At 36.2% G+C, this 15,596-nt stretch carries 11 protein-coding genes; 5 read left to right on the forward strand and 6 right to left on the reverse strand.

The features are described 5' to 3' along the window. Window positions 1-62: 62 nt before the first annotated feature. Window positions 63-2,444 carry an outer membrane beta-barrel protein gene (locus LPB248_RS00960; protein WP_177209747.1) on the forward strand — a complete coding sequence of 794 codons (2,382 nt, stop codon included), beginning with the start codon at window positions 63-65 and terminating at the stop codon, window positions 2,442-2,444. A 12-nt stretch (window positions 2,445-2,456) separates the two neighbouring features. On the opposite strand, the gene LPB248_RS00965 is transcribed toward LPB248_RS00960, so the two are convergent. The 4 genes from LPB248_RS00965 to LPB248_RS00980 all read right to left on the reverse strand — a co-directional run bounded on the left by LPB248_RS00965 (window position 2,457) and on the right by LPB248_RS00980 (window position 6,645). Beyond that, on the reverse strand, window positions 2,457-3,122 hold the full coding sequence (locus LPB248_RS00965) for a GNAT family N-acetyltransferase (RefSeq protein WP_255462979.1): 666 nt from the start codon (window positions 3,120-3,122) through the stop codon (window positions 2,457-2,459). 57 nt (window positions 3,123-3,179) lie between these two features. Then, entirely contained in the window at window positions 3,180-3,326 is a 147-nt protein-coding gene (locus LPB248_RS00970) for a hypothetical protein (protein WP_177209748.1), read from the reverse strand. A gap of 535 nt (window positions 3,327-3,861) precedes the next feature. Further along, the gene (locus LPB248_RS00975) at window positions 3,862-4,884 is read right to left on the reverse strand and encodes an LLM class flavin-dependent oxidoreductase (RefSeq protein ID WP_177209749.1); all 1,023 of its coding nucleotides are present in this window, start codon (window positions 4,882-4,884) and stop codon (window positions 3,862-3,864) included. 144 nt (window positions 4,885-5,028) lie between these two features. Next, on the reverse strand, window positions 5,029-6,645 hold the full coding sequence (locus tag LPB248_RS00980; protein WP_177209750.1) for an arylsulfatase: 1,617 nt from the start codon (window positions 6,643-6,645) through the stop codon (window positions 5,029-5,031). Window positions 6,646-7,189: 544 nt separating this feature from the next. On the opposite strand from LPB248_RS00980, the gene aspT reads away from it, so the two are divergent. From aspT to LPB248_RS01000, 4 genes are read left to right on the forward strand one after another with little or no spacing between them, the layout of a single operon-like run. Beyond that, a complete protein-coding gene (aspT, locus tag LPB248_RS00985) occupies window positions 7,190-8,884 on the forward strand; it encodes an aspartate-alanine antiporter (protein ID WP_177209751.1) in 1,695 nt (564 codons plus the stop codon). 35 nt (window positions 8,885-8,919) lie between these two features. After that, window positions 8,920-10,566, forward strand: a complete 1,647-nt coding sequence (gene aspD, locus LPB248_RS00990) for an aspartate 4-decarboxylase (protein WP_177209752.1) — start codon at window positions 8,920-8,922, stop codon at window positions 10,564-10,566. Between the two features lie 28 nt (window positions 10,567-10,594). Next, window positions 10,595-11,644: a type II asparaginase gene (locus LPB248_RS00995; RefSeq protein ID WP_177209753.1), complete on the forward strand. Its 1,050-nt coding sequence runs from the start codon at window positions 10,595-10,597 to the stop codon at window positions 11,642-11,644. 20 nt (window positions 11,645-11,664) lie between these two features. Beyond that, a complete protein-coding gene (locus LPB248_RS01000) occupies window positions 11,665-12,858 on the forward strand; it encodes a porin (RefSeq protein ID WP_177209754.1) in 1,194 nt (397 codons plus the stop codon). Between the two features lie 426 nt (window positions 12,859-13,284). Here LPB248_RS01000 and LPB248_RS01005 read toward each other — a convergent pair whose 3' ends face one another. Together LPB248_RS01005 and LPB248_RS01010 are read right to left on the reverse strand one after the other, a co-directional pair. Further along, window positions 13,285-14,448 (reverse strand): ABC transporter permease, encoded by a 1,164-nt coding sequence (locus LPB248_RS01005; protein ID WP_177209755.1) that lies wholly within the window; start codon window positions 14,446-14,448, stop codon window positions 13,285-13,287. Continuing rightward, complete coding sequence (locus tag LPB248_RS01010; protein ID WP_255462980.1) at window positions 14,417-15,592, reverse strand: ABC transporter permease; 1,176 nt, start codon at window positions 15,590-15,592, stop codon at window positions 14,417-14,419. Before LPB248_RS01010 ends, LPB248_RS01005 begins: the two co-directional genes overlap by 32 nt. Between the last annotated feature and the right edge of the window lie 4 nt (window positions 15,593-15,596).

The raw sequence follows: 15,596 nt of genomic DNA on the forward strand, positions 1-15,596 counted from the left end.
AAAGCAGCATTCTATTTTATAAAGTAATCTTGTACTGAAAAATCAATCAAAATCAATCAATCATGAAACAATTAATAATCAAAACTTTAATTCTTTTTAGTCCCCTTTTAGGAATAGGACAACAAACTTCTATTTCTGGTAAAGTTCAGGACCATACAACAAAAGAAGTTTTGCCTTATGTTGCAGTAACCATACAGGACAATGCTTCAAAAACAATAATGACTGGAATAACCGATGAAAATGGATTATTCAGTTTAGAATTAACCTCGACGGGACAATTAACAATCTTCTTTAGCTTTACAGGATATCAAAATTATAGTCAGCCCATAAATATCACATCTGGAAAACCAAATATTGATTTAGGAACAATCCATTTAATTACCGATGCTGTACAATTAAAAGCAGTGGAAATTAATGGTCAAAAATCGAATATCAGTTTAAAATTAGACAAAAAAGTCTTTGAAGTTGGTAAAGATGTACTCTCGCAAAATGGTTCTGCGCATGATGTTTTAAATGGTGTTCCTTCGGTCGCGGTAAGTCCGTCTGGAGCAGTAAGTCTTCGTGGTAACAGCAATGTTCTTATATTGATTAATGGCCGACAATCGGGACTTACTCAGAACAATGCGCTTGACCAAATTGCCGCCGATCAAATTGAGCGAATTGAAGTTATTACGAATCCATCCTCCCGATATGATGCTGCAGGTTCTGCGGGAATTATCAATATCATTTTAAAGAAAAACAAAAAAAGCGGATTTAGTGGTCAGGTACGTCTCGTAGCTGGTTCACCAAATGACAGTCGTCTTAATCCGAGCATCAACTATAAATCGGATAAAATCAATATTTTTTCGAATTTCAGTATTCGCTCGAGCGATTATGTTGGTTTGTATACCACTAATCAAGTGACGGATATGAATACCTCCCCTAATTACATGAATCGTGTGCAGAATGAAGACCGACATGATGATGGCAAGTTGCTCTACATGGGTGCCGATTATTTTATTAATGAACATCAGACAATAACTGCCGCTTTTTTAAAGAATGCCACTCATGACAATGACAAAACCAACTTAATGTATAATTATGATAGTGATCTTGGGAATACAGTGTCAGACAGTATTTTGACAAGACATGGAAAATCTTTAGAAAAACGAGATTACAGCCAATTTGAATTTAATTATACCCGAACTTTCAAACAAAAAGAAAAAAAATGGACTGTTGATGTTCAATATGACTGGTGGAACAGTGATAAAAAATGGGATCTTTCTACGCAGCGTTTACAGCCAAATCCTTTGGTTTATCCAGGTATTAGAACAAGTTCAGTAGGAAACAGCAAAGATTTTCTTGCCAAGACTGATTTTGTACAGCCTATTGACAGCGTTTCGGTTTTAGAATTTGGAATAAAAACTGAAATCAGAAAAGTTTCTAGCGATTATTTGGCAGAAGAACAGCAGCATAATGATTGGGTGGTTTATCAGAATATTGATAATAATCTAGATTACAGCGAAACTATAACGGGCGCTTATGCCCAATTTAGCGACAAAATCAAAAAGTTTAATTATATGTTGGGTCTGAGAACTGAGTTTACCGATATATCTATCAAAGATGCAGAAAACGCTTATAACGATAAAAAAAACTATAACAAGCTGTTCCCGACTGCCAATCTAAGCTATAAATTTGATGCTTCGACTTTGCAGTTAAATTATAGCAAACGCATTAGACGTCCGTATTTATATGATTTATATCCTTTTAATGAAGTCACAGATTTAAATGCACAATACGTTGGAAACCCCGATTTGAATCCTTCTTATACAGATACATTTGAAATGGCGTTCCTTAAAACTTGGAAAACCTTTACTCTGAATCCTTCTATTTATTATCAATATGAAAAGGGATATATTCAGGATTTTACGTATCGTCAAAACGATATTTTTATCACCACGCCCATTAATATTGATTATGAAATACGAAGCGGAATCGAACTATCCACTTTATACAATCCGTTAAAATGGCTACAGATTAATGCTGAGATGAACTTTTACCGTTTTAAACAAAAAGGAAATTATAAAGATGAAAATCTTGACTATAGCAGCGAAAGCTTCACAGGACGTTTGAGCACCCAGATCAAACTTCCTGCAAAGTTTAGTTTTCAAGGCCGTTATAACTTTCGAGGTGCAAAACGTAATGCGCAAACTACAACTGAAGCTTTACAATCAATTGATTTCGGATTTAGTAAACTTTTGCTAAAGGATAAAGCCACAATAGTTTTTGATGTCAGCAATGCTTTTAACCTTCGTCAGAACAAAAGCATTACAACAGGAACAGATTATGTTGTTAAGGAAAATAGTATTCCGAATGCGGCGAGATATCGTCTGAGTTTTGTTTATCGTTTTAATCTGACCGATCCAAAATCAATCAGACAAGCAAATGATGCCAATAGAAATTAATATAAGTGTTATTTATCCAGCTTTCTTTTCTTCGTCAGGATCATAAAGCATGGCGGTGCACAAACAGTTTTTTCTTTCTTTGCTCATTAAAATAGAACAGTTCACGCAGGATTTACAGTTCTCCCAAAACGTGTTATCTGATGTTAATTCTGAGAAAGTAACGGGTTGAAATCCTAATTCGTGGTTCATTTTCATTACTGCAAGACCAGAAGTTAAACTGAATATCTTGGCCGTGGGATACTTTTCGCGGCTGAGTTCAAATATTTTGTCTTTAATTTTTCTAGCAAGACCGGTATGGCGAAATTCGGGCGCTACAATAAGACCAGAGTTTGAAACATACTGACCATTTTCATAAGAAGAAATAAAAGAAAAACCCGCCCATCTTCCATCTGAAGCAAATGCAATAACGGCTTCTCCTGTATTCATTTTCTTTTCTAGAAATTCTGGTGAACGACCTGAAATACCTGTTCCGCGGGCTATGGCAGATGATAATGTAACTTCGTAAATTTGCTTGATCCAAAAAGTATGGATTGATCTGGCTTTTTCAATTATAAAATCGATTGGAGATTCAACCTCTTGATCAGATGAAACTGCTTTATTATTTGGGGGCAAAATAGAGAAAAAGCTCTTTTTTGTCAGGTTTATATTTGGATTGATTATGGGATTTATAATTTTCATTTCTGCTGTATTTCATTTATTAATAATAGTCAAAAGTGTAAAATTCATATGCGTAGTTTACACCATTTGAGCTAGCAGAAAAACAGCTATAAAAAAGACAATGCTAAAAACCATTACATTAATAAACTGGTCTTTATTTTCCCTTGATTTATTGGATACATATTCTTTTGTAATTTTTTTGCTTCGCGTTTTATCTGTTTTCATGTTATTGTTTTTTGGTTCTAATTTTCATCAGCAAAAACAAAGCACATGCCAAAACATTAAAAACAAAAACAACACCTTAATTATCAGTAATTTGAAGAAAATTCATTTTTTATCATGACACAAATACCTATCAAAATGATAAGATGAGCATTCCAAAATGAGAATTAAATTCCCTCAGTTCCAATATCTAATATTCTATTAGGAATATCTCATCGCCAAAAAATAAGGGGAGCATTCCAAAATGAAAAATAAAATTTCCCCGTTCTAATATTCAATATTCCGCTAGGAATATTTGATCGGTAGAAAAGAAAATGATATTGTTATGCATAGTGTCCCTTAGGGACACCTGCTCAGCGGAAACAATATGTTTGATCATTAATCAGACGTTCCCATGGAACGTACCAACGCAATTCAAATTTCTACCGACCAGACATTCCTACGGAATGATTTTTTTATTGCGTTAAGGAATATTTCATTGGAAAAAAAAGCCTCAAATAGTACTATTTGAGGTTTTTCTGTGTATATTATTTTAAAATTATCGCCAACCCAATGCAGGCGCAACGTGTTCTAAAATAGACGATAAAATATGTATGTTATAATCAACACCTAAAGTGTTTGGAATAGTCAACAACAATGTATCTGCTTCTTGAATCGCTTCGTCTTGGGCTAATTCTTCGATCAATTTATCAGGTTCAGCCGTATAGCTTTTACCAAAGATTGCTCTTTTATCTTGCTCGATATATCCGAAACTATCATTGCCCTTAGCTTGTCCACTAAAGTAATACCTATCCTGATCGTTGACCAATGCAAAAATCGAACGGCTTACAGAAACTCTCGCTTCACGCTGATGTCCTGCTTTTTTCCAAGCTTCTTTGTATAATCTTATCTGTTCTGCCTGCTGAACATGAAACGGCTTGCCATTTTCGTCATATTTAAGCGTAGAACTTTGAAGATGCATTCCGTTTTCGGCTGCCCAGATTGCTGTTGCATTTGAGGCTGCTCCCCACCAGATTCGTTCTCTCAATCCTTCAGAATGTGGTTCAATACGCAACAATCCTGGTGGATTCGGAAACATCGGGTATGGATTAGGTTCTGCAAATCCTTCTCCACTCAATTTATCCAAAAATTCTAAAGCTTTCTTACGGCCCATATCGGCATCAGTTTCACCTGCATCCGGTTCGTAGCCAAAGTAACGCCAACCATCAATAACTTGTTCTGGCGATCCTCTGCTTATTCCTAGTTGTAAACGTCCTTCCGATATCAAATCGGCAGCTCCAGCATCTTCAACCATATACATCGGGTTTTCATACCTCATATCGATTACACCTGTTCCAATCTCTATTTTGTTCGTCTTAGCACCAACCGCCGAAAGTAGAGGAAAAGGTGAAGCTAACTGCTGCGCAAAATGATGCACACGAAAATAAGCGCCATCTATTCCTATTTCTTCAGCTGCAACTGCCAAATCGATAGACTGCAACAAGGTATCTGCTGCTGTACGAGTCTTGTATGATGGATGATTAGACCAATGCCCAAATGATAAAAATCCTATTTTCTTCATAATGGCTACTATTTTTTTATTCTCTCAAATATACGCATAACTGAGAAGAAAAAGAAAACCATGTCTTTTTCTTGAAAAGGACATGGTTTTGCTCATTATATAAACTTTTAAAATAGACGATTTGCCTATCTACCTTTTTAGTTATTACTTAGTATCGACACTTAAAGGCGGAAGATCAACTTTCTTTTCATTCATCATTTTTTTCACTTGTTCGATTGTTCTATAACGTTCTATCTGCATTTCTCCAGTAAAAGTTTCACTCTGAGGCGCTCTTGGAGGTATTTTAGCGTATGTTTTCATCAAATCGGCAATAGCTTGATTAAAAATGATAGCTGTCCATGTTTTCTCTGTCCAGCTGTTCATAAATAGATCGTATCGCTCTTGAGGATCTTGCCATAAATTATAAATTGCAGGAACTGTCGCTACATAGCTTTCATCTCCCCTCCAACCAAGCTGCTGTCCAGGTGCATCACTTCCGGCAATAGCACCATTATCTCCTCGAGTATTAAATACTGCTTTGAATTTTCCAATACGCACAGCTCCTGGAGATAATTCTGCTTCAGTAAAATAAAACCATTTGTCGCGAAGTGGTGTTCCTTTTTTAAATAATACATTAGACATATCATAACTGTCAAATACAATATCAACACCTGCTCTATCTTTTTTAGGAAGTTCTACACCTGCAAGACTTGCAAATGTTGCCATAAGATCTAGTCCGCCTACAATATCATGGCTTTGGCTTCCTGCTTCAATTTGTCCCGGCCACCAAGCAATTGCAGGTACACGGCTACCTCCTTCTCTATCGGTTCCTTTTGTACCTCTAAAAGGAGTATATCCAGAATCAGGATGCACATCTTGCCAAGCACCATTATCTACTGTGTATATAACGATAGTATTATCAGCAATACCTAAAGAACGAATCTTATCCATGATACGCCCTACATTGTAATCCATCTCTACAACCGCATCAGAATATTTGCTCTTACCTGGCGATTTGCCAACAAATTCTTTGGAAGGAAGATTAGGCTGATGGTTTTTAGCAAAGTTGATACACATAAAGAAAGGGTCTTTGCTTTTTCCATACTCATCGAGTTGTTTCAAATTATTCTCTACCATCATCATATCTAGCTCGGCAATATTATCTTCAGTTACTTTGCTTACTTCACGCGCTTTTCCGCCTGCTTCACCTTCAAGTATACCAGTGGTTACTTTTTTAAAAAACGCTAACATTTCTGGAGACATCTCTGGATTCCAAGATTGAAAAGCATACGTATAAGCATTTAAATGATAAAGCACTACATTCTGCATTTTATCAAAACCGTGGGCTATTGGCATAGAATAGTCTGCTTCTCCAAGGTGCCATTTTCCTGAAAAATAGGTTTTATAATTGGCTTTTTTAAGTACCGAAGCCAATGTCCATTCTTCTTTTGGCAATCCGCCTCCTTGCCCCTGAAAAGCAACAGTCGTCATCCCACTTCGATTTGGAATACGTCCTGTTAGCATTGCAGCTCTTCCTGGAGTACAGCTTGGCTGTCCGTAAAAAGACCAAAACTGCATTCCCTCTTTGGCCATTCGGTCCAAGTTTGGTGTTGGCATTCCACGTCCGACTCCGCCACCGTAAACTCCTAAATCTCCCCAGCCAGTATCATCAGAAATTACCATAATGATATTAGGCTTCTTTTTGGTTTGTGCGTTTATGCATCCTATAAAAGTGAAACACAACAAACCTGCAAAAATAAATTCTAAGGCATTTTTTTTCATGGTTTAAGATTTTAATTAAATGTAGTTTGTTTGAAATCTGGGCAAAAAAGCTCTAGCAGAAATAATTTTAATAATTCTACCCTTCTGATAACTTCAGGAATTAAGAGGCTTTTTGATAGAGAAAAGTACAATTTATAGGAAAGCAAGATTTTTTTAACTGGTTGCAAATTATAATATGCAACGAGAATACAGTTTTCTTAATCGCTCATTTTTGAATTTTAATTCTAGAAAAACGCTGATCGATTTAAAAATTTTCTCTTTAGTATAATTTTCTAAACTTCATACTTATTTCCCAAAATCCGTAAAAACCTAAGTAGCTCAACACAAATTAACTCATATTCAAAATGTTAAGTTTCAAGTTTTCTTGTTTCAAATTATAACTTGGAACATGTCCACCTCTACTTTTATGCAATTATTCTCACTTTATGGTATATTTTTGAAAGACCTAAACAATTCGTTCTTAAACGCCTCTCTCCCAGATCTTTTCCTACTCCTCGATTTTCATAATCAATTATTGATATATCTAAACTAAAAACAAATAATTATGGATTGGATTATTACTACATTAAAAGATTATCCCGAACTGGCAGTTTTTCTCACACTATCATTAGGCTATTTTATCGGAAAATTTAAAATAGGAAGCTTTTCTTTAGGAACAGTTACTAGTGTTTTGCTTGTGGGAGTCTTAGTCGGACAATTAGACATTGTGATTTCTCCCAATGTAAAATCGGTCTTTTTTCTCATGTTTCTTTTCGCTGTAGGATATAGCGTTGGACCTCAATTTTTTGGAGGTTTAAAAAAAGATGGACTCCCTCAAATGCTTTATGCTGCGGTTGTCTGTGTTTTGTGTTTGATATGTCCGTACCTAATAGGTAAAATTATGGGCTACGATATGGGATTAACCTCTGGTATGCTTGCGGGTTCTCAAACCATATCTGCGGTTATTGGTGTTGCATCAGACACGATCAATCAGCTAAATCTTCCGGCTGATCAAAAAACGGCTTTAATTAATAAAATTCCAGTCGCGTACGCTGTAACTTATATTTTCGGAACGGCAGGTTCTGCTTGGTTATTGGCTTCTATTGGACCAAAATTATTAGGTGGAAACTTAGTAGAAAAAGCAAAAGAACTTGAGATTCAACTTGGAGGAGATGCCATAGGAGATGATCCAAGTATTGCCTCTGCTTATGATCGTGTAATTTATAATGCTTATCAAATTTCTGGTCACTCTTATGCCAATAACAAAACAGTTGCAGAAGTTGAAAACGAGTTGGAAAGAAACAACAGACGTTTATTTATACAACGAATTCGAAGAGGAAAAGAAATTATAGATGCTACTCCAGAATTTGTAATTAAAGAAAATGATGTTGTTGCTCTTGGCGGAAGAAGAGAATACATGATGAACTATGTTGCGGTGAATGAAAAAGAAGTTCTGGATATCGAGCTTCTTAATTTTCCAGTAGAAGTTTTAAGCATATTAATTGTAAAAAAAGAAGTCATAAACAAAACCATTGCCGATTTACGTCATTTAAAATATATGCATGGTGTTGTGGTAAGATCTCTAAAACGATCAGGGATTCAGATGCCTATATTACCTAATACTGTTCTTCAAAAAGGAGATATGATTGAACTGATTGGCATTAAACGTGACGTAGATCAAGTAGCAACACATATTGGATATCCTGACCGCCCTACAAATACTACAGATATGGCTTTTGTAGGTTTAGGAATTGTATTGGGAGGATTGCTTGGCGCTCTGACGATTAAAGTTGGCGGAGTTCCTATAAGTCTTAGTACTAGTGGAGGTGCCTTAATATCTGGACTTTTCTTCGGGTGGCTAAGAGGTCAGCATCCTACTTTTGGCCGAATTCCAGAACCTGCCTTGTGGATTATGAATAATGTTGGTTTGAACATTTTTATAGCCGTTGTGGGTATTACAGCGGGACCAAGTTTCATTGTAGGTTTTCAAGAAGCTGGCTGGGGACTTTTCATTGCCGGTGCAGCCGCAACCGCTATTCCGTTAATCCTAGCGCTTTTTATCGGAAGATATATTTTCAAATTCCATCCTATTATAACATTAGGATGCGCTGCTGGAGCAAGAACTACTACAGCGGCCTTGGGAGCTTTACAAGATGCTGTAAAAAGCAAAACCCCTGCATTGGGTTACACTGTGACCTATGCCGTCGGGAATACGCTGCTCATTATATGGGGCGTCGTCATTATTTTAATCATGAGTTAGTCGAATTTTTTATATAATCTCTAAACATTTTAGTTATGGCAATTGATATTTCAAAAATAAAAACATCAAGAGAGGTAGAAAAAACACTTCAGACCCTCAGTCCATTTGAAATTAAAAACGAATTAATTCATCTGGCAGAAGAAAGCGCGCTTAAATCGACAGCGATAACGCTTAATGCGGGAAGAGGAAACCCAAACTGGATTGCGACAGTTCCGAGAGAGGCTTTTTTCCTATTCGGACAATTTGCATTAGAAGAATGTCGTAATGTTATGGAAGAACAAGGTATTCTCGCAGGAATTGTACAAAACAAAAGCGGCGTGGCTTCTCGTTTTGAAGCATTTTTGGCTAAACACAAAGATAGTCCTGCTGCATCGCTTTTAGGCAAAACATATCATTATGGTATAGACAAACATGAGTTTGATGGTGATGCGTGGATTCGTGAATGGATAGAAGCTGTAATCGGATTTAACTATCCTGTTCCTGATCGTATGCTAAGTCAGATAGAAATTATTGTTCATGACTATTTGGTGCAAGAAATGTGTGGCGCAGGAAATGACAAAGGCAAGTTTGATATTTTTGCCGTTGAAGGCGGAACTGCCGCAATGTGTTATATTTTTGATTCGCTTATGCAAAATCACCTTACCGAACGTGGTGATAAAATAGCCTTGCTTACTCCTACTTTTACCCCTTATATTGAAATTCCAGAATTAGACCGTTACAAATTTGATGTTGTTTATGTAGAAGCAAGCGGAGTTGGTGAAAACGGTTTTCATACTTGGCAATATCCAAATTCTGAATTAGACAAGCTTAAAGATCCAGCGGTTAAAGTTGCTTTTGTGGTAAATCCGAGCAATCCGCCATCTTCTGCAATGAGTACTGATACACTCAATTATATTGCTGATATTGTAAAAAATCATAATCCTGGATTGATGGTGATTACAGATGATGTTTATGGCACATTTGTAAATAATTTTAGATCATTAATGGCTATTATTCCACAAAATACCATCACAGTATATTCATTCTCAAAATATTTTGGCTGTACAGGCTGGAGACTTGGAACAATTGCCATTCATCAGGACAATATTTTCGATAAAAAAATTGCCAATTTAAGTCCTGCTCACAAAAAAGAACTGCACGATCGTTATTCTTCTCTGACATTACAGCCAGAAAAAATCAAGTTTATTGACAGACTTGTTGCCGATAGCCGTCAAGTGGCTTTAAACCACACAGCAGGACTATCGTTACCTCAGCAATTTCAAATGATGCTTTTCTCTGCATTTTGTTTATTAGATACTCAAGATGTTTATAAAACGCTTACGCAATCTATTATCCAAAAACGTCTTAGCTTATTATGGGAAGGACTAGAAGTTCCAATTCTTGAAGATCCAATGCGTGCAGGATATTATTCTGAAATTGATGTTATGGTAGCTGCAAAACATTTTTACGGAGATGATTTTGCGAATTGGCTGAAAAAGAACTTTGAACCTGTTGATGTTTTATTCCGTTTAGCAGAAAAAACAGCAATTGTACTTTTAAATGGTGGTGGTTTTGCCGGACCTGAATGGAGTATTAGAGTTTCTCTTGCCAATCTTCCAACCGATAGCTACTTAATTCTTGGAAAAAACATCCGTAAAATTTTAATGGAATATGTAACCAGCTGGGAGAACTCAACAAAATAATAAAAGTTAAATTAAACACATCTGATCTATGAAAAATTTATTTACATTATTATTATCGGTTTTATTAGTAACAGGTATTTATGCTCAAAAATTACCTAGAATCAAGATACTTGCAACCGGAGGAACAATTGCAGGACAAGGAGCTTCAGCAGATCGTTCTGCTTATACTGCGGGACAATTACCAATTAAAGATTTAATCGCGGCGGTTCCAGGAATTGACAAAATTGCAGAGATTTCTGGAGAACAAATCTCAAATGTAGGAAGTCAGGATATGACGGTAGACATTTGGATTAAGCTGAATAAACGAATCAACGAGATTTATAAAAATAACGAAGCTGACGGAATCGTAATTACTCACGGAACCGATACGCAGGAAGAAACAGCTTATTTTTTATCGCTTACTGTAAGATATGACAAACCTGTTATTATTACAGGTTCTATGCGTCCTGCAACAGCCATTAGCGCTGACGGACCTAAAAATTTATATGATGCAGTAACTTTAGCAGCTTCGAAACAAGCAGCACATAGCGGTGTTTTATTGGTTTTTAATGAATATATTCTAACGGGAAGAAACGCTGTAAAAACCAGCACAACACACTTAAATGCTTTTACTGCTCCAAACAGCGGTCCAATTGGACAGGTTTACGATGGAAAAGTTTCTTTATACGAAAGTCCGATAAGAAAAACCAACAAAAGCACTCCTTTTGATATTACAGGTTTAACCACTTTACCAGATGTGGCTGTAGTAGAATTGTATGCTGATGCTCCTGCAACTGCACTAAATGCTTATGTGGCTTCTGGAGTAAAAGGAATTGTAACTGGTGGTTTGGGTAACGGAAATCTAAACAAAGTAAACTCTGATGCTGTAGCAAGTGCCGTTAAAAAAGGTATTGCAGTAGCGAGAGCTTCTAGAGTACCATCTGGAAGAGTTACTTTATTTGACGAAACCGATGATCAAAAGCTTGGTACTATAGTCGCAGATGATTTAATTCCGCAAAAAGCGAGGATTCTACTAATGTTGGGACTTACACAAACTACTGACAGTAAAAAACTCCAAGAATACTTCTTTGAGTATTAACCCAATTGAAATTGTAAACTATGCGTATCTTAACTTCAATAATTTTGGGCGTTTTTCTGGTAGCTGGCGCTTATGCACAGCAGGAAAAACAGACTGATACCATCTTAAATCATAAAACACCATTGATAAAAGCGACCAAAGTTGATTTGCTCAATAATGTTGATTTAATTTTTAATACTCAATTAGGCTTTAATACCTATGTCGACGACGGAAAATATACTGGCAGTAAATTTGAAGTAAACCAGTTTAGATTGGAAGTAAAAGGGAAAGTCTATAAGGACAAAGTATTTTTTAGGTTTAGAGACCGATATACTAAAGAAACCGAACCTCAATCTACAGACAACATCAGCAGTTCTACAGACTTGGCTTTTATTGGGTATAACATATCCAACAGAACCAGTATTGCTATCGGAAAAATGACAGCAAACTGGGGTGGTTATGAGTTTGATATGAATCCGATTGATATCTATCAGTATAATGATATTGTCGATAATTCAGATAACTTTTTAACTGGGGTTCAGGTAAACTGGAAACTAAATGCGAATCATGTTTTTTCTGGACAGATTTTAAATTCGAGAACAAAAACTTTCTCTGAACTGTATCAAAATGTACCCAATGTTGAAGAGGCAAAATTTCCTGCTGCATATGTAGGAAACTGGAACGGAAGCTTTTTAGATGGAAAGTTTAAAACCATTTACAGTTTCAGTATTTTTCAGGAAGCCACAAAAAATGGAAAACCTGTAAATATGTATTATACAGCATTAGGTAATCAGTTTAGAACTAAAAAATGGCTTTTTCAATATGATTTCAAATGGAGCAGTGAAGATCTGGATCGAACAGGAGTTGTGAGCAATATTATTCCAGACACTGTTTTAGATCATGCAGCAGAAAATGTATATTATATTGAACATTGGCTTAGAACTGTATATTCTCTAAATGAACAGTGGAAACTTACGGTAATCGGAATGGTAAGCAAGGCTTCATGGAAAGAAATTCCTGATCCAAATGTGAGTTCAAACCGAATTCGTACCGCTTGGGGCGTTATTCCAACAGTAGAGTTTTATCCAATCAAAAACTTTAACTTGAAGTTTTTTGCCACTTATGTAGCTCGATGGTACGATTACAGTGATTATTCGAAAGCAAGCTTGGGACAATCTAATAACAATACTGGAAAAATTATGCTTGGTGTAATTTCTCCGTTAGTCGTGTTATAAAAATTCAAGTAACTAAATCAATTCAAAAGCTGGAGCAAATCGTAAAATGCGATTTATTCCAGCTTTTTTTATTTGTTTTTCTGAAGATTTAAATAGGCTTTACAAACTAGTTTATTTTTTCTCTCGCAGATTGAGCAGATTAATTAGATTTAAGAATCATTCGCAATTCAAAACTCTTTAAGTTGAGCTTTTTTATGAATAGACTCCAGCTTCAGCTGGAGGTATTTAATGATTGTAATAACAAGGCTTTAGCCAAATCGCGTATGTTTGGCTGAAGCCATTTTGATTCTCTTTATTTAAACTCCAGCTAAAGCTGTAGCCAATTCAAATTAATAACTGGTTTATAAACATTTCACCCGTGTCCCCGTGGTTGAAACCACGGGCTATGCTTTAAATATATGCATAATGATTCGCAACACACTTAACTCATAACTCATAACTCTTTTTCAAATATCTTAAGCGAATAAAACAGATTGTACTATAAAAAGCAAAAAGCAGAATAAGATGCAGTAAAACAGAAGGATTGTCCCATAAACTGGCACCCGATTGTACAATAGCGGTATACAAAACAATAAATGGCGTTGTAGGCAAAAGATTAGACAGCCACTGCAATGCTAGCGGAAGCGATTCAAACGGCCAGCTGTATCCTGTAATCAAGAAAATCGGATAAGTGGAGAAAGCCATCATCTGCAGACAAAGCAATTGCGATTTGAAAAGCGAACCAATAAACTGAGCCATTGGAATTAAAGTAACGATAAACAAAAGCAGTAATAAACTTAATTCGAACCCGCTGCCTCTCATGGGTAAATTAAGCAGTTTGTAATTTACATTTAAAAAGAAAAAACCATACGAAGAAAAAAGTATTAAATAGAATAATCCTTTTCCCCAAATACCATTAGAAATGCCAGAACCCAGCCATTCACTTAATCGAGAACGCTGACGCTCGCCGGCGACGCTTTCGCACAAACCAATTAACAAGGTCTGCTGTAAAATCAAGGCCAGTAATCCGGGCAATAAAAAGGCGCCATAACTGGATCTTTCGTTAAATAAAGGGCGATAATCTAAATTTACAGGCATCACATTTTCCATGGCAATAGTAGTGCTCATACCTTCTTTTTTCTGATAGTACTGAAGCCTCACTCCTGCTCCAACGGTCAGACATATCTGCTGTACATTCAATAACAAATCACTCGACGGAAGAAATCTCGCAGCATTGATTGCCAATACCACATTGCTTTGTTTTAAACTCAATAAATTGGCTTCTGTTCCTTCTGGAATATAAAAATATCCTTGACAATTTCCTTGATACATCTGTTCTTTTGCCTGTTCCAAATTCGAAAAATGAATCAATTCTACTATTGGAGAATCGTCTATATTTTGCTGCAGCAAACGCGATAATCTCGAGCCGTCATCATCAACAACGGCCAATTTTACATCAAATTCTTCTTTATTGATATAAATACTTCCGTAAAAAAAGGCATAAAGCAAAGGAGCAATAAGAAGTGTAAGTAGCAAACTATGGTCCTTTACTACTTGCGAAGCTTCTCTTAGGAAAAGACTAATCAGCGATTGTTGCGGTTTTTTTTTCATCTTTAATCGAATTAAATTGACGTTTAAACAACAACATCGCTGTCGGATACATTACCAGACAAAACAATAAGAGTTTGGCCATTTCTCCTTGAGCATATCTCAAAGGCAAATTCATATAATACACCTTAAAAAAACCGTCTAAAAAAGCGGTATAAGGCATAATAAGCGCATAATACTGGTCGTACCAAGGCATTGCCCATCTCGGAAAAGTAAATCCGCTAAATACAAAAGCGGGCGAAGTATAAAAAAGAGCAACATCTCCCGAAAGCATAACGTCTTTAAACAAAGCCGATATAAACATTCCGATACCAATGCATGCCAAAGAAAGCATGGTGTATAGTACAAAAAACTTTCCCGTAGCTGCAGGAACACCAATATCGAAAAAAGTAAAAATAATTCCTGTAATAATGAGAAAATTAATCCAGCTGATGCTGAGATGCGCAATTGTTTTTCCCACAATTACTGCAACAACAGAACCTTTTGATGAATCGTAAAGTTCCTGCATCGTTCCTGTAACCCATTCATAATTTAGAGCTAGCATAGAACTAATAATCAAAATCATCTGCATTCCCACAGTTATCAATCCTGGAACCAAATATTCTTGGTAATTGTAAGTTGGGTTATAAAGCTGATAGGTTCTCAAACTTATCGGATTTGCAATTGCCATTGCCTGATCAGCTTTCATTCCGGTTTTTACCAATTTCTGCAAAATTACGCCTGTACTTCCTGTAATTACAACTTCGGCGACAGCCTTATAAACTAACTTAGCAGGAACAAGCGCGGCGGCATTGGTATACAAAGTCACATTGCTCGGGTGTCGGCTGTAGATATTCTTCTGCAGATTGGCAGGAAAATGTACGGCACCCAATATTTTCCCTTCTTGAATCAATTTTTTAACCTCGGCTTCACTGCTTACTCTTCTGGTAATCTGCAGCGTTTCTTTCTGTTCTAACAAAAAAATCAGCTCTCGGCTTATGGCACTTTGATCTTCGTCCCAAATTGCAAATGCTAAATTCTTTGCATCCTGCTTTTGGTAAATAAGAGCATAGAAGAAAAACAAAGCGACAGGAACTACAAGCATTACCAAATAAAACACCTTTAGACTTAGAATGCGCTTCCATTCTCTAATAATTATATTTATCATCAAA

This window comes from Flavobacterium sp. LPB0248 (assembly GCF_013388355.1).
Classification (GTDB): domain Bacteria; phylum Bacteroidota; class Bacteroidia; order Flavobacteriales; family Flavobacteriaceae; genus Flavobacterium.